General features: G+C 37.3%; 16 protein-coding genes. 13 read left to right on the top strand and 3 right to left on the bottom strand.

What is annotated here, in order from left to right:
• Positions 1–29 precede the first annotated feature (29 nt).
• Both tkt and FZ940_RS03915 read left to right on the top strand, forming a co-directional pair.
• Positions 30–1,940: a transketolase gene (tkt, locus tag FZ940_RS03920; protein ID WP_148821540.1), complete on the top strand. Its 1,911-nt coding sequence runs from the start codon at positions 30–32 to the stop codon at positions 1,938–1,940.
• A gap of 57 nt (positions 1,941–1,997) precedes the next feature.
• Positions 1,998–2,792 (top strand): undecaprenyl-diphosphate phosphatase, encoded by a 795-nt coding sequence (locus tag FZ940_RS03915; protein ID WP_148821539.1) that lies wholly within the window; start codon positions 1,998–2,000, stop codon positions 2,790–2,792.
• A gap of 109 nt (positions 2,793–2,901) precedes the next feature.
• On the opposite strand, the gene FZ940_RS03910 is transcribed toward FZ940_RS03915, so the two are convergent.
• From FZ940_RS03910 to moaC, 3 genes are read right to left on the bottom strand one after another with little or no spacing between them, the layout of a single operon-like run.
• On the bottom strand, positions 2,902–4,140 hold the full coding sequence (locus tag FZ940_RS03910; RefSeq protein WP_148821538.1) for a hypothetical protein: 1,239 nt from the start codon (positions 4,138–4,140) through the stop codon (positions 2,902–2,904).
• 10 nt (positions 4,141–4,150) lie between these two features.
• A complete protein-coding gene (locus FZ940_RS03905; protein ID WP_021091143.1) occupies positions 4,151–4,417 on the bottom strand; it encodes an HP0495 family protein in 267 nt (88 codons plus the stop codon).
• Positions 4,392–4,868: a cyclic pyranopterin monophosphate synthase MoaC gene (gene moaC, locus FZ940_RS03900; RefSeq protein ID WP_180382178.1), complete on the bottom strand. Its 477-nt coding sequence runs from the start codon at positions 4,866–4,868 to the stop codon at positions 4,392–4,394. Before moaC ends, FZ940_RS03905 begins: the two co-directional genes overlap by 26 nt.
• A 416-nt stretch (positions 4,869–5,284) precedes the next feature.
• On the opposite strand from moaC, the gene FZ940_RS03895 reads away from it, so the two are divergent.
• The 11 genes from FZ940_RS03895 (at position 5,285) to FZ940_RS03845 (ending at position 15,398) form a co-directional block, all read left to right on the top strand.
• Positions 5,285–6,103, top strand: a complete 819-nt coding sequence (locus FZ940_RS03895; RefSeq protein ID WP_148821537.1) for an ATP-dependent protease — start codon at positions 5,285–5,287, stop codon at positions 6,101–6,103.
• Between the two features lie 12 nt (positions 6,104–6,115).
• A complete protein-coding gene (gene nosZ / locus FZ940_RS03890; protein WP_148821536.1) occupies positions 6,116–8,704 on the top strand; it encodes a Sec-dependent nitrous-oxide reductase in 2,589 nt (862 codons plus the stop codon).
• A gap of 85 nt (positions 8,705–8,789) precedes the next feature.
• Positions 8,790–9,545, top strand: a complete 756-nt coding sequence (locus FZ940_RS03885; RefSeq protein WP_072595072.1) for a cytochrome C — start codon at positions 8,790–8,792, stop codon at positions 9,543–9,545.
• Positions 9,538–10,794 (top strand): nitrous oxide reductase family maturation protein NosD, encoded by a 1,257-nt coding sequence (locus FZ940_RS03880; RefSeq protein ID WP_148821535.1) that lies wholly within the window; start codon positions 9,538–9,540, stop codon positions 10,792–10,794. The genes FZ940_RS03885 and FZ940_RS03880 overlap by 8 nt, the downstream gene beginning before the upstream one ends.
• Complete coding sequence (locus FZ940_RS03875; RefSeq protein WP_054197255.1) at positions 10,787–11,464, top strand: 4Fe-4S dicluster domain-containing protein; 678 nt, start codon at positions 10,787–10,789, stop codon at positions 11,462–11,464. Before FZ940_RS03880 ends, FZ940_RS03875 begins: the two co-directional genes overlap by 8 nt.
• Entirely contained in the window at positions 11,461–12,009 is a 549-nt protein-coding gene (locus FZ940_RS03870; RefSeq protein ID WP_054197254.1) for a c-type cytochrome, read from the top strand. The genes FZ940_RS03875 and FZ940_RS03870 overlap by 4 nt, the downstream gene beginning before the upstream one ends.
• Positions 12,009–12,470 (top strand): c-type cytochrome, encoded by a 462-nt coding sequence (locus FZ940_RS03865; RefSeq protein WP_148821534.1) that lies wholly within the window; start codon positions 12,009–12,011, stop codon positions 12,468–12,470. The genes FZ940_RS03870 and FZ940_RS03865 overlap by 1 nt, the downstream gene beginning before the upstream one ends.
• Before the next feature lie 2 nt (positions 12,471–12,472).
• Positions 12,473–13,372, top strand: a complete 900-nt coding sequence (locus tag FZ940_RS03860) for a NapH/MauN family ferredoxin-type protein (RefSeq protein ID WP_084109870.1) — start codon at positions 12,473–12,475, stop codon at positions 13,370–13,372.
• A 9-nt stretch (positions 13,373–13,381) separates the two neighbouring features.
• Positions 13,382–14,035: an ABC transporter ATP-binding protein gene (locus tag FZ940_RS03855; RefSeq protein ID WP_148821533.1), complete on the top strand. Its 654-nt coding sequence runs from the start codon at positions 13,382–13,384 to the stop codon at positions 14,033–14,035.
• Entirely contained in the window at positions 14,028–14,855 is an 828-nt protein-coding gene (locus tag FZ940_RS03850) for an ABC transporter permease (protein WP_148821532.1), read from the top strand. The genes FZ940_RS03855 and FZ940_RS03850 overlap by 8 nt, the downstream gene beginning before the upstream one ends.
• Before the next feature lie 135 nt (positions 14,856–14,990).
• Positions 14,991–15,398 (top strand): tetratricopeptide repeat protein, encoded by a 408-nt coding sequence (locus FZ940_RS03845; protein ID WP_148821531.1) that lies wholly within the window; start codon positions 14,991–14,993, stop codon positions 15,396–15,398.
• Positions 15,399–15,438 lie beyond the last annotated feature (40 nt).

The following is a 15,438-nucleotide window of genomic DNA, read 5'->3' as shown; positions in this document are numbered from 1 at the left end:
TATAATCTGACGCAATAAAAGGAGATCATATGCTAAAAAAACAAGCCGATACTATAAGATTTTTGTGCGCTGACATGGTGCAAAATGCTAACAGCGGACACCCAGGTGCTCCTATGGGCCTAGCTGATATCATGGTGGTTTTAAGCAACTTTTTAAAACACAATCCAAAAAATCCAAAATGGTTAAACAGAGATAGGCTCGTTTTTAGCGGTGGCCACGCTTCAAGTTTGGTTTATAGCTTCTTGCACTTAAGTGGCTACGATTTAAGTCTTGATGAGCTTAAAAATTTTCGCCAACTTGGCTCAAATACTCCAGGTCACCCAGAAATTCATACTCCAGGCGTTGAGGTTGCTACTGGCCCGCTTGGTCAAGGCGTAGCAAATGCAGTCGGCCTAGCCATGGCAGAAAAATACGCTGCAAACGTTCTAAATGAACCAGACAATAAAATAATCGATCATAAAATTTACTGCCTTTGCGGCGACGGTGACCTAGAAGAGGGTATAAGCTATGAGGCATGTTCGGTAGCCGGAAATTTAAGACTGGACAACCTTGTGCTCATCTACGACTCAAACAACATTACGATCGAGGGCGACACAGCGATAGCTTTTAGCGAGGATGTAAAAGCGAGGTTTGAGGCACAGGGCTGGGAGGTCGCACGCATCGATGGACACGACTACGATCAGATCGAATTTGCACTAGAGCAGGCAAACGAGAAAGAGTCGCCATATCTTATCATCGCAAATACACGCATAGCACGTGGTGCAATGGAGCTTGAAGGAAGTCACCACAGCCACGGCGCACCACTTGGCGAAGAGATCATCAAAAAGGCAAAGGCTGCAGCTGGCTTTGACCCTGAGAAGAAATTTGCCATTGATGAGGACGTGCTTTTAAGATTTAGAGGTGCAGTTGAAAAGGGCGATTTGGAAGAGGCGATGTGGAACAAAAAGGTTGAGGCACTAAGCATTGAAGGCAAAAATTTATTAAACTCGCTTCTTAATCCAGACTTTAGTAAGATCGAATTCCCTGACTTTAGCGATAAAAAGCTAGCCACAAGAGATACAAACCATATAATTTTAAATGAGATAGCTAAAAAACTACCTGGCTTTATCGGCGGTAGCGCTGACTTAGCTCCTTCAAATAAGACTGAGCTAAAGGGCATGGGCGACTTCCCAAATGGCAAAAATATCCACTACGGCATCAGAGAGCACGCTATGGCGGCTATCAACAACGGTATCGCTAGATACGGCCTTTTCTTGCCATTTTCAGCGACATTTTTCATCTTTAGCGACTATCTAAAGCCAAGTGCGAGGATAGCAGCACTCATGGGCATCAAGCACTTTTTTGTCTTCACACACGACAGCATCGGCGTTGGCGAAGATGGTCCTACACACCAGCCGATCGAGCAGCTTAGCACATTTAGATCGATGCCAAATTTCTACACTTTCCGCCCAGCTGATGGCAACGAAAATGCAGCCAGCTGGAAAGTGGCTCTAAATTTAAACGCTCCAAGCGCATTTGTGCTTAGCCGCCAAGGGCTTGATCCTCTCACTAAAGGAGAATTTGGTGGTGTTAGCAACGGCGCATATCTTTTAAGCTCGGTAAAAGAAGCAAAGATCACATTTATAGCAAGCGGTAGCGAGGTATCACTCTGTGTAAAAGCAGCTGAAATTCTTGGCGAACAAGGCATTGGCGCAAATATCGTATCAGCACCTTGTTTTGACCTACTTTGCGAGCAGCCAGATGAATACGTGGCTAAAATTTTAGATAAAAACACGACGATCGTCGCAGTTGAAGCTGCAACTGGCTTTGAGTGGTATAAATTTGCCGATGCAGTTTATGGCATGAATAGCTTTGGCGCTAGCGGAAAGGCCAACGAGCTATTTGATCACTTTGGATTTACGCCACAAAAACTTGCAAATTTTGCTAGCGAACTTATATAAATTTAATCTTGGGGAGTAAAATCCCCAACTGCAATCTAAAATCAAAAAAGGCATTTTATGGAAATTTCTCACGTTATCGTTTTGGCCTTGGTGCAAGGTATAAGCGAATTTTTGCCGATATCTAGCTCGGCTCATCTTATCTTGGTGCCAAAGCTACTTGGCTGGCCAGATCAAGGGCTTGCCTTTGACGTGGCAGTGCACGTTGGTACGCTAAGTGCGATAATTTTTTATTTTAAAGATACGATTTTTAAGCTACTCCGCGACTTTTTTGCCTCGATCGCACAACGAAAGATGGTAGGCGATAGCTTGCTTGTCTGGTGCGTGGGATTTGCCACCATTCCAGTTGGGATCTTTGGACTTTTATTTAACAACATTATCGAAGAATACGCAAGAAGTGGCGTTGTGATCGCTATTACTACGATCGTCTTTGGCATAGCACTTTACTTTGCTGATCTTCGCTCGACAAATAAAAGCGAATATGAAATGACCATAAAATTTGCGCTTATTATCGGCCTTGCTCAAGCTGTCGCACTTATCCCTGGCGTCTCAAGATCAGGTATAACGATGACGGCAGCCTTATTTTTAGGTTTTAGCCACAAGGGAAGTGCGAATTTCTCATTTTTGATGTCGATCCCAGTCATTATCCTAGCCGGTGGACTTGAGAGCATCAAGCTCATAAAAGACCCAAATGCACTTCCTTGGAGCGATATCGCCCTTGGTGTCATTATAAGTGCTGTTAGTGCTTATCTCTGCGTTAAGCTATTTATGGGGATTATCTCAAGGATTAGGATGCTTCCTTTTGTCATCTACCGCTTGATTTTGGGGACATTTTTACTTTATCTATTTTTATGATTTAAAGCTTTAAAAAAGTAAAAGCCAAGTGTGGAGAAATTTTTCACACTTGGCAAGAATATGTAGTGCGAGTATCTTTCAGGAAAAATTTCAAGATAAGCTTGATAATTTAATCCTCTTTTTTATCTTTTTTAATAACATTTAACAGATCTTTTGCAGCTTGATAAGCCCTATCTCCAAATTTCTTGGCTTCTGATTTGATGTCAATTTGTTTGATGTCTTCAAATTTTTCATTGGCTTTTTTCTCAAGATTAGCGATCTCTTGTTTGATCTCTTCGATTTTGTCGTTTGTATCAAAATTTAGTTTTAGCTTTTTACTCTTGTCGTTTAGCTCTTGCTTTAAGGCTTCAAATTTATTATTTGCCTCACTCATAAGCTTTGCCATGCCGTTTGACTTTAACTCTTCTATCCTTGAAATGATCTGCTCTCTTGCTTGATCGCTAATGCGTTTAAATTTTGCTAGGTTTGTATCTAGCTCGCTATTTATCACATTTTCGATCTCATTTCTTGCTACACCTTCAAATTCTTTTTCAAGTTCCCTAAGCAAGGCTATAAATTCTTCATCAATATTTTTTAAATTTAGTAGTTGCGAGTTTAGCTTAAGCTCATCTGGAGCAAATTTTGCCTCATCTTTAAGCTTTTCTATGGCCCTTAAAATGCCATCTCTTGTGCCACTTATCGCTCCACTTATCAACTCTTTTGCAAAGATATGACCCTCGTCTGCTAAATTTGCTGCTGCTATGATGATATTTTTTGAAATTTCAAGTATTCGCTCTTTGCTAAACTCTCCTCCAATTATCGCAACATAGGTCATATTTTTAGCTATCGCACCAGCTGTTTCCTCGACATCTTTTGCGCCTTCAAGAGTTGTCAAAAATGCGATTTGAGCGCTCTCTTTTAAGATACCAAGAAGCCTTGTTTCTCTAATGATCGCATTATTTAAAAGCTCTAAAATTTCCTCTTTTTCACTAAAATTTCTATCTTTTACGACCTCTTCAGCTGCTTCAAATGAAATTTTGAGCCTATTTTTTATCTCTTCACGTTTTGCTTCTATTGCACGATTTAGCTCATCTTTTTTATCAAGTAGCTCGTAAAGTGCTTTTTCTTCAGTACCGACAATGGCTTGATTTATTCCCTCCATGGCACTTTTTAGATTTTTTGCGTTTATGAGATCTTCTTTGTTCATCTTGTCATAAAGCTCGTTCATTTTAGCCTTTAAAATTTCTGGCAAAGCATTTATATCTTTGTTTGCAGCATCTTGAAAGAAGTTATTGCAAAGAGCTTTTATGCTTATTAATAAGCCATCACTATTTTTATAATCATGTAAATTTTTTTCTAAATTGTTCATATCTTTTACCTTATAAAACGTATTTTGCTTCGTGTTTTAGTGCAGAAAATATCTCTAGCCTCTCTTCTTCGCTCAAAACTAGCACGGCTAAGTCATAGCTCGCGTACTTTTTATCTTTGCTAAATTTTGAAAAGACTAGCTTAAATTCTCTATCTTTTACTATCTCTTTTACCTTTTCTTCTACATTGACGTCTGCGTCAAATATTATTTTATATTCCCAATGCGTTGGGTAATCAATTTTTGCTTTTTTGTTATTTAGATCGCATATACTCGCCACTTTTTCCTCCTGTTTTACTCTCTAACACGATATTACTTATTTCCATGCTTTTATCTATAGCTTTTACCATATCATAAATGGTCAAAAGCCCCACGCTAACGCCAGTTAATGCTTCCATCTCAACACCTGTTTTGCCCTCTATTTTTACACTCACATAAAGTTTAAAAGCACAAATTTCAGGTAGCTCTTCGATATCACAATCCACACCTAAAATAGCTAGTGGATGGCACATCGGGATTAGTTCACTTGTCTTTTTTGCTCCCATTATCGCAGCAACGACAGCTGTTTGAATAACTGGGCCTTTTTTGCCAGTATTTTCTTTTATCGCTCTAAAGGCCTCTTTGCTCATCTTGATGATCCCGCTAGCAGTTGCCACTCTTTTTGTAGGATCTTTTGGGCTTACATCGACCATTTTTGGACGATCTTTCTCATCTAAATGCGTTAGCATTATCTCTCCTTTTTTGGCGGATTATAGCCTATTTAAACAAATTTAAATTACCAATGGTTTTAAGCTAAAAATATACCAAATGCATAAAATTTTGGCTTTTACTTAAATGCTAAAGATTTCTCATTACTTAATATAATTATTTAATTTAAATAATTTTCTTAAGAAATAATTCAAATTTAGATTTTTATTCAAATTAGCACTAAAAATAAGTGATTTAATAAATAATAAATTTTATTAAAGCCATATTAGTATTGATTAAATCATAATGTCTATATAATGTAAATAATAAAATTTAAAAAAATTTATTGATATTTTTCTTTAAAAGCTTAAAAAAATAAATTAATCGCTAATTTGCTTTTAAGAGTTAAGTATGTATAGTTTTTTTGTTTATTAAATTTATGATGAAAGTGCCTTGGGTTATGAGATTTCTGCTTTGTATAAGTTTGTTTTTGATAACAGCTTTTGCCCAGCAATTAGGCTGCTTTATTAATGAAAACAACCAAAGCATCGTTTTTATAAAAGATGGACAGATTAAAAATTTGGATCTAAAAGAGGCGATTTATAAAAATCAAGAGTGTGGAAATGATGGAGAATCCTTTTATATCGCAAATTTAAATAATGAGATTATTGAGGTAACAAATGAGAAAAATTTCTTATTTGCTATGCCAAATGTTGGCTGTAAAATCTCACAAATTATGGCAATTAAAAATAAAATTTACGTAGCTTGCGATATGGCTAATGAAGTAAGCATAGGCGTTTTTGATAAAAATCTAAATAAACTTTTAACTAAAAATTATAAAGATGTTTATAAAATTTCAAGCCTTTTGCCAATTGATGATGAGCTATTTTTTACGAGCTTTAATGGCAAAGCATTTTTGCTTGATAAAGAGCTTAATTTAAAAGAGAAAAAGCGTGTTGGCTTTGCTCCGCTTAGCGCCTGTAAATTTAAAGGGAATGATATTTTACTTGGCTTTAGAGATGGAGAAATTTTAGATTTTAAAAGTGGAATCAAAAAGCAAGTTTTAAAATCTAAAATTTCAGCTCTTGCGTGTATGGAGGATGAAATTTTTATAGGTGATGGGGATGGAGTAGTCTATAAATTTGACAAAGATCTTAAGCTAAAAGGACAAAAGGCTCTTTTTAGCAATGAGATAAAAAGAATTTTTATAGATAAAGGCGTCTTAAATGGCGTAAATTTAGACAATGAGATAAAGAGTTTAGAGATAAATTCATTTTAAAAAGGAGAGTAAATGCAAAAGTTATTTTGTGTCGCAAGTGCTGCGTTGCTTGGGCTATCTTTAACGACTGCTTGTGCTGCTAGTAGTGACCTTGAAAAAGTCATGAAAGAGCGTGGGCTAAGCGAAAAAGATGTCCTTGCAGCTGCTAAAACTTATCAGCCTAGCGGTAAAAAAGATGATTTCATCGTCTTTTCATCTGGCGGGCAAAGCGGTCAAGTACTAGTTTATGGCGTTCCGTCGATGAGAATTTATAAATACATCGGCGTTTTCACACCAGAGCCTTGGCAAGGATATGGCTATGACAATGAGTCAAAAGCTGTTTTGAAACAAGGCAACATCAGGGGTAAAGAGATAACATGGGGCGATACACACCACCCAAATTTCACTGAGAAAAATGGTGAGTATGTTGGTGATTATCTATTTATCAACGATAAAGCTAACCCAAGAATCGCAGTTATAAATTTGCATGACTTTGAGACAACTCAAATCGTTGTAAACCCTATCATGAAGAGTGAGCATGGCGGCAGCTTCATCACTCCAAATAGCGAGTATGTTATCGAAGCTAGCCAATATGCAGCTCCACTTGATAACAACTATCACTCAATAGACGACTATGAAGCAGTCTATAGAGGTGCTGTAACATTTTGGAAATTTGACTATCCAAAAGGTAAGATCGACGAGAAAGAGTCATTTTCTCTTGAGCTCCCACCATACTGGCAAGATCTAAGTGATGCTGGTAAAGGCGAGAGCTACGGCTGGGGCTTTACAAACTCAATAAATACTGAGATGTATACTGGCGGTATCGAAAAAGGTCTCCCTCCATTTGAAGCAGGTGCAAGTAGAAATGACACTGACTTCTTACACGTTTATAACTGGAAAATTTTAGAAAAACTTGTTCAAGACAAGAAAAACTACAAAGTTATAAATGGACACAAGGTAGTTACAATAGACGCTGCTGTAAAAGCAGGTGCGTTATTTTTGATCCCAGAGTCAAAGAGCCCACATGGTTGTGACGTAAGTCCAGATGGTAGATATATCATTATTGGCGGTAAGCTTGATACTCACGCATCAGTTTATGACTTTAGAAAGATCAAAGAGCTAATTGATAAAAAAGAGTATGCTGGCACTGACCCATACGGAATTCCTATATTAGATAGAGAAAAGTCAATGCACGGACAAGTCGAACTTGGTCTTGGACCACTGCATACATCATTTGACTCACAAGATGGCGTACTTTATACTTCACTTTACGTTGATAGTCAAATCGTAAAATGGGACTATAAAAATTTAAAAGTGCTTGATAAGATAAATGTTCACTACAATATCGGCCACCTTGATACAATGGAAGGCAAATCAGCAAAACCAGTTGGCAAATATGCAATCGCTCTTGATAAACTTTCAATCGATCGCTTTAGCCCAGTTGGCCCACTTCATCCACAAAATCACCAGCTAATAGACATCACTGGTGCAAAAATGGATCTAATCTATGATATGCCAATACCACTTGGCGAGCCACACGATGTTGTGTCAATAGCTGCTAGCAAACTAAGCCCAGCGCTTACTTACAATATGGGCACAAACTCAAGAACAGGCGAGGCTAGCCCATATGCAACTCTAGCTGGTCAAGAAAGAGTTGAAAGAAACGGAAAAAATGTAACCGTCTATGCGACAATGATCAGAAGCCACATCAACCCAGAGCACATCGAGGTAAATAAAGGTGATAACGTAACAATTCACCTAACAAACCTAGAGCGCGCTCAAGATGAGACTCACGGCTTTGGCATCGACCTTTACAACATTCACGCTTCACTAGAGCCTGGCAAAACTGCTTCAGTAAATTTTGTAGCTGATATGGAAGGTGTCTTCCCATACTACTGCACCGAGTTTTGCTCAGCACTTCACCTAGAGATGATGGGTTATTTACTTGTTAAAGATCCTAATAAAAAATATGAATCTGCTAAAAATAACAAGCTAAAAACTCTAAGCCCAGAAGCTTTAAAAGCTGAATACGACAAAGTAATCGCAACTAATAAGGCAACTGACGATGTTATCCAAGAGGTTGTTAAATACCTAAAAGAGAAACATTATGAGAAATATCCAAAAGTAAAAGCTTTGGTTGATGACGCACTTGATCAATACGGCCACATCAAAGAGGTAAAAGCTAAAGCTGACGAAGCTTACAAAAAAGGCGACGTAAACGGCGCTATCCTTTGGGAGTACCAAGTATGGCAATACATGGTAAAAACAGCTGACGTTGGCTTAAGAGCTAAAAATAACCTAGCTAAAGAGATCGCAACTCCGATGAGTCCAGCTGCTGCAAAAGGCGAAGAGGCTTATCTAAAAGGCGGTTGTAATGGTTGTCACGTTATCGGTCAAGTAAGCTCAGGTCCAGACCTAACAGGCGTTTTACTAAGACATGAAAACGGCGAAAAATGGGTAGCAGAATTTATCAAAGATCCTGCTAAGTTCTATAATGACGACTACATTAAATCAATGATTGATTACTTTAACCTTAGAATGCCAAATCAGCATATGAGTGATGAAGAGATCAAAAATATCATCGAATACCTAAAATGGGTAGATGAAAACGCTGGTATGTAGTTTTTAAAGGGGCATTTTGCCCCTTTTTTAAATTTTAAAATTTTATTTTTAGGCAGATGAAATTTTAAAATTTAAAGGAGAGATCATGAGTAAATATAAAATTTATACCATTGTTGCACTTGTCTTAATGACTGTTTGTTTTACTTTGCCTGTTCTTGGTTGGCACGGAGCAAAAGAGCGTATAGCTGATGGTGATGAACTACCATCTTATACTTACGGTATCTATAATCTTTATAGCTCATTTCAGTATAAAAATCACCTTTTATCAAAAGATGTAGCAAGCGATCTTCATAAGATGATCGAACAAAAAGCAGAGATAGGCACGCCATCTTTTCCTATCTGGTACGTCTCTCTTGAAGCTCCAAATTATCCAAAATCAGCCTTTCCTGATGGAATTCCTGTATATTTTCACGTAGATGGATATAGCGGTGACGTGCATGAGATGAATACGATAAATCACTACATCGGTATGTATCCTATGGAGCATGGCGGAAATTTAGAGCGAGCGATAGCGCCTTATTATTTGCTTATTTCAACGCTTTGTATGCTTGCATTTTTGTATTACAACGGTAAATTTAACTCGCTTCTTATGGTTCCAACCATTATCGCGCCTGTGCTATTTATGAGTGCATTTGCAGGATGGCTTTACTGGTATGGACACAATATGCAAGAGTGGGGTGCATTTAAGATTAAACCATTTATGCCAACAGTCCTAGGCGATGGTAGCGTTGCACAATTTACAACTCACTCTTATCCAAGTATCGGATTTTGGGTTATGATCGCTATGAGTGTATTTTGCATACTTGCAGTATTTTCAAAGAAAAAAGAGCTAAATGCGTAAAATTTTCAATTTTGCCCTTGCTTTTTTGCCTATTTTTAGCTCTGCAAATATACTTCAAGATGCAATAAATAACGCTAGCCCTGGTGATGTTATAAAGCTAGGAGACGGTATCTATGAAGGAAGCATAACTATAAATAAGCCGCTTAGTATAGTTGGTGAGGGCAAAAACGCTCACATAAAAGGAAATGGTAAAGGCACAGTTGTAAAGATTATTGCCTCAAATGTTACGCTTAGAAATTTAAAGATAAGTGGTAGCGGAAATGACCTTGGTGAGCTAGATGCTGGCATTGGCTGTGATAAAGCAAATAATGTCTTGGTTACGCAAAATGACTTGAGTGATGTACTTTTTGGTGTTGATTTTAAAGAGTGCAGCAGCTCAAAGATCACTGAAAATAACATCACTTCTAAAAAAGGGGCCAGTCTTGGCTTTAGAGGTGATGCGGTTAGACTTTGGTATAGCCATGAAAATTTAATCGAGGGTAATTATATTTATGATAGCCGCGATATGGTTGCATGGTATGCGAGTCACAATAAATTTTTAAAAAATAAAGCGATCCGCGGTAGATACTCGCTTCACTTTATGTATGCGAATCAAAATTTAGTCGAAAACAATGATTTTATCGGCAATGCAGTCGGTATGTTTTTTATGTATTCAGCTGGCTCAAATATAAAAAATAATCTTGTTATGGATAGTGACGGCGCTTTTGGTATCGGTATCGGTCTAAAAGATGTTTCAAATTTTACTATCGAAAACAATACGCTTATCTATAATGCGAGAGGAATTTTGCTTGATAACTCGCCGTTTCAGCCAGGCTCAACGATAAATTTCTTAGGCAATAAAATTTTACACAACGTAGTTGGCGTATATTTTCACGCTACTCAGGGGACAAGCATATTTGAAAATAATGATTTTATAGGCAATATGGATATCGTTGCGAACGACACTCCAGGCGATAAAATGGCATTAAATCGGTGGAGTAAAAATTATTATGATGAGTATGAGAGCTTTGATAGAGATAAAGATGGCTATGGCGATACGCCTTTTATGCATCTATCGTATGCCGATCAGCTTTGGCAGTATTATCCGAATTTGCAGTTTTTCTATGGCTCAAGTGTCTTTAGTATCTTAAATTTTTTAGCCAAACTCGCGCCATTTTCTGAGCCAGTAAAGCTACTTGAAGATAGCACGCCAAGGATAAAACCACTTGATGCTTCAAATTTTAACGCGTTAAAGGCAAAACGTGGATAGAAGAAAATTTATAATCTTAGGCTCAGTCGCAGCTGCCACAGGATATGGCATAGGTAAAATTTTGCCAAAAAGTAGCGGCGATAAACTCTATCTTAGACCACCAGGCGCGGTTGATGACTTCGATGATCTTTGTGTCAAATGCGGTCAGTGTGTGCAGGTATGCCCTTATCACAGTATAAGCTTGCTTGATATAAAAGATGGATATTCAAATGGTACAGCATACATCGATCCTAAAAAGAGAGGTTGCTATTTATGTGATCTTTTCCCATGTGTGCTCGCCTGTCCAAGTGGTGCGTTAGATCATGCTACAAAAGTTGTTGATGATGTGAAAATGGGTGTTGCTGTCTTAAGTAATGCAAATGCCTGTATGTGCCTAAAAAGAGAAAAGCTAAGCAAAGATAGCGTTGAAGATTTGCTTGTTCGCAAAGTTTATAACGATAGGGAAGAGGCAGAAAAAGATAAGATAAAAGGCAAAATCGGTCAAATTTGTGACCTTTGTGTCAGCATTTGCCCAGTTGGCGATAGTGCAATAGTAATGAGTGAAGCAAATTTACCACTCATAAAGCATGGCTGCGTTGGGTGTGGGGTGTGTGCTGAGGTTTGCCCTGTAAAAATTATAAATATTGCCCCAAAAATGAGTTATGATGAAATTTATAAGGAGAAAGAATGAGATTAATAATGTCTTTAGTGGCTGTTGCTTTGCTATTTGTCGGCTGTGAAAAGAGTGATGACAAAGCGCAAAAAGCAGCCAGCGAGCAACCAATAAATGTGGCCACGAGTGCTAGCATAAAGGTTGAAAAAAAAGAAAATAACCAAAGCACAAATAAACAAAATGACTTCATAAAATACGATATGCACGGCGAAAAGAGCGTAAAATTTGGACTTGAAGATAATAACGTAAGCCGTCAAATCGGGGCTTTAGCAATGGTAAGAACCCCTCTTCAAACTATAAATTTAAGACTTATAAAGGGTAGACTTAGCAAAAATTTCATCACAAAGTGCTCAGCTTGTCATGATGATTATGCAAATGGCATCATCGGGCCATCACTTTTAACAAAAAGCGAAAATGAAATTTATACAATGATAAATGCTTATAAAAATAAAGAAAAAGTCAATGTCTTGATGCGAGATCTTGTTAAAAAAATGGATGATAGTGAAATCAGAAATTTAGCTAAAGAAATCAGTGATTTTAATACACAATTTAGGAGCAAATAATGAAAGTAGGAAAGATTATAACCATTATTTTAGCAGTAGCAATTTGCGGTATCATGGTGTTTATGTTAAGCCAGACTCCGCCTAAAAAGGAAAAGGTAACAACTAATGCTCAGCCAAAAGTAGAGCAAAATTTTACAAAAGAGCAGCTAAAGTCTAGCGAAGAATTTGCCAGCGAAGATGAGCTAAAAAAGGTAAAAGAGCTAAGTCTAAGTGTGGCTAAAGTGCACAATGAAGGCGTTAGTAAGCAGTATCTAACAACTTGTGCTCCGTGTCATGGTGTAAATGCAAAAGGCGTCGTAGCTCCTGATATAACGCATCTAAGTAAGGATGAATTGCTTAAAAAGCTGGCTGATTATAAGGCTGGTAAGGTGCAAAACTCACTTATGAAGGGGCTACTTACAAATGTTAGTGATAGCGAGCTTGAAAGCCTTGCAGATGAAATTTCTAAATTTAAAAAGTAAAAATGGACAAATATAACACTCGTGCGACGATTAGAAATGTAAGCTTTCTAAGCACGTTAATCACAACTACAAAAGATGGCAAGAAGCGTCCTAGCATACGATTTTGGCGTATATTTAGCATTATTCTAGTTCATCTTTTATTTGTGCTTTCATATAGAGTTGATATACAAATTTTAGAAGGCGACATCAGTGCGTCAAGGATATTTGGTTTTCACTTGGCAGATGCTTTTATGAGCTTGCAAGTTTTTCTGGCGACGCATGAAATCCATGTAAATTTAATAATTGGTTCACTTAGTATCTTGGCATTTTATATCATTTTTGGTGGTAGAGGCTTTTGCTCTTGGATCTGTCCTTATTCGTTAATAAGTGAAATAGCTGAGAAGATCCATGAAAATTTACGCGCTAAAAAGATAGTAAAACCACGAGTTTTTGACACAAAGTGGCGATATGTTTTTACCATTTTATTTTTAACTCTTAGCTTTGCTAGTGCAAGCCTTACATTTGAAATTTTTAATGTTGTTGGGATTTTTTCAAGATTTATTATCTATGGCTATTTTCATGCTATTTGGTTCGTTGTGGCTATGCTTATGGTTGAAATTTTCTTCTCACGTAGAGCTTGGTGTAGGTATGTCTGTCCTATCGGAGCTACTTACTCGGTGCTAGCTAAACCAAATGCCATAAAAGTTAGCTGGGATAAAGAAAAATGCGATCACTGCTTAGTTTGCACCGATGTTTGTCTAGTGCCTCACGTGCTTTTTATGACAAAAAAGGGAGCGAAGCTTGACGAGAATAAAAATATCTTTAGGATAGCTGGTGCAGATTGCACGCTTTGTGGCAGGTGTATTGATGTGTGTCATCAAGACGCACTAAAATTTGACAATGGCTTTAAGAAACTCATATAAGGAAAATTTTTGATAGATATAAAAGAAGTAACTAAAATTTTTGGCTCGCAAAGGATACTTGATAATGTTAGCCTAAATGTAAAATCTGGTGAAAAAATAGCAATACTTGGACAAAATGGAGCTGGCAAAAGCTCGCTCATGCGTATCATTTTAGGCGAGTTTATCCCAAATAGCGGAAGCATCGCGATAAATGGCGTAAATACCCTAAAAGATAGAAAAGGGGCTTTGAAATTTATCTCATTTGTGCCACAAACTCCACCACCGCTTAAATTTAATCTACGTGAGCTTTGTGAGTTTGTTTGCAAAAGCTCAAATGTAAAATTTGAAGAGATTGAGAAATTTAGCAAGCTTTTAGAGCTTGATCTGCATGCAAATTTAAATAAGCCATTTTATAAGCTCTCTGGTGGCATGAAACAAAAGATGCTAATAGCCATCGCATTTGCTAAGGATAGTGAAATTTTGATGTTTGATGAGCCAACGGCAAATCTTGATGTGAAAGCAAGGCTTTCTTTTAAAAATTTACTTGATAACTTCACGCAAAGCAAAACACTTGTTTTTATTTCACACCGTATCGATGAGATAGCAAATTTATTAGATAGATGCGTCTATATGGATCTTGGCAAGATAATCAAAGAAGAAAATTTAAGGAGCAAGAGTGAATAATCTTTTTTTAATAGCAAAGCTTGATGTTAAAGAGTCTTTTCGCTCAAGATGGTTTGTGATATATGCTGCGCTTTTTTCTGCTTTGATGATAGGATTTTTATTTAGTGGCGTGACCGACTCACGTGTGCTCGGCTTTTCTGGGCTTACTAGAGCACTGCTTTTGTTTATTCAAATTTGTGTCATCATTGTGCCTATTTTTATTCTCATCTCAACCGTAAGAAGCATAAATCAAGATAGAGATACAAATTTGCTTGAATACATACTTAGCTTCCCGCTAAGCCTTAAAGAGTATTACTTTGGCAAGGCACTGGGCCGTACATTTGTTGTTTTTGTCCCACTTTTGTTTGCTCTTTTGCTTTGTGTTGTTGTTGGTTTTATAAAAGGTGTTGCGATACCTTGGGGCGTGCTGGTGCTTTACTTTGGACTACTTTTTAGCTTAAGTATCATTTTTTTATCTCTTGGATTTTTTATCTCAAGCGTGATTAAAAATCAAGAGACAGGCCAAGGCGTGGCGTTTTTACTTTGGCTTATAATGCTTGCATTTATTGATCTAGCATTAATTGGACTCCTTATGCGAAGCTCGGTTGATGAGTATGTCATTTACGCTATTGCTATACTAAATCCGATAGAGCTTTTCAGGATAGCAGCGCTTAGTCTTTTTGATCCAAATTTAGCAGTTATCGGTACTGCATCTTATTTTATTTTAAGCACCTTTTCAAAGGCAACATTTGTAGCTTATGCGATTATCTATCCGCTCGTACTAGGCATTATTTTGCTAGTTTGTGGCTATTTTGCCTTTAGCAAAAAAGATTTGGTTTGAGATTGTTTTTTGTTAAAGAAAAGTTGGTTTTAAATTTAGACGAAACTTGTATTATTTCACTTGTCCAACAAGAAACCTCCTTTTTGTAATAGCTCCCTTTCCCCCAAAGGGAGCTAACTTCTTCCAAACAAATTTATGAAAAAATCCATTTTATTTTTAGCATTTGCTCTTATGTCTTTGAATGCAAACTGGGATATAAATATGCAAGAGTGTATTAATAAAAGCAACGCTAAAGCTTGCGAGAGTTTTGCTAAAAAGCTTTCAAGCGAGTGTGAGAATAAAGATAAAATTTCTTGCTTTATCTATGCAGATATGCTAGGACGCGGCCTTGGCGTAGAAAAAGATACGCAAAAATCTTTTGAGATATTTAGATCGCTCTGTGATGATGGCAGCAGTGAAGCTTGCTACGAGCTAGCGACAAAGTATCTTCAAGGAAATGGCACTGAGCAAAGCTTCGATCTTTCAGCAAAGGCTCTTGATAAAGCTTGCAAGATGGGTAGCAAGCGAGCTTGCAATGTATTAGAGCTTGTGCCTAAAAATTAGCTATTTTAATTTTGTACTTGCATTAATTAAAAGAAATTTC

Origin of the sequence: Campylobacter concisus (assembly GCF_902460415.1) — a bacterium.
Lineage (GTDB): Bacteria > Campylobacterota > Campylobacteria > Campylobacterales > Campylobacteraceae > Campylobacter_A > Campylobacter_A concisus_Y.
The sequence above is the reverse complement of the archived record's forward strand: the minus strand, read 5'-3'. Positions and strand labels throughout refer to the sequence as shown.

Coding starts and splice junctions, on each gene's coding strand:
- tkt (WP_148821540.1), top strand. CDS start 30: ATGCTAAAAAAACAAGCCGATACTATAAGATTTTTGTGCGCTGACATG.
- FZ940_RS03915 (WP_148821539.1), top strand. CDS start 1,998: ATGGAAATTTCTCACGTTATCGTTTTGGCCTTGGTGCAAGGTATAAGC.
- FZ940_RS03910 (WP_148821538.1), bottom strand. CDS start 4,140: ATGAACAATTTAGAAAAAAATTTACATGATTATAAAAATAGTGATGGC.
- FZ940_RS03895 (WP_148821537.1), top strand. CDS start 5,285: ATGAGATTTCTGCTTTGTATAAGTTTGTTTTTGATAACAGCTTTTGCC.
- nosZ (WP_148821536.1), top strand. CDS start 6,116: ATGCAAAAGTTATTTTGTGTCGCAAGTGCTGCGTTGCTTGGGCTATCT.
- FZ940_RS03885 (WP_072595072.1), top strand. CDS start 8,790: ATGAGTAAATATAAAATTTATACCATTGTTGCACTTGTCTTAATGACT.
- FZ940_RS03880 (WP_148821535.1), top strand. CDS start 9,538: ATGCGTAAAATTTTCAATTTTGCCCTTGCTTTTTTGCCTATTTTTAGC.
- FZ940_RS03870 (WP_054197254.1), top strand. CDS start 11,461: ATGAGATTAATAATGTCTTTAGTGGCTGTTGCTTTGCTATTTGTCGGC.
- FZ940_RS03865 (WP_148821534.1), top strand. CDS start 12,009: ATGAAAGTAGGAAAGATTATAACCATTATTTTAGCAGTAGCAATTTGC.
- FZ940_RS03860 (WP_084109870.1), top strand. CDS start 12,473: ATGGACAAATATAACACTCGTGCGACGATTAGAAATGTAAGCTTTCTA.
- FZ940_RS03845 (WP_148821531.1), top strand. CDS start 14,991: ATGAAAAAATCCATTTTATTTTTAGCATTTGCTCTTATGTCTTTGAAT.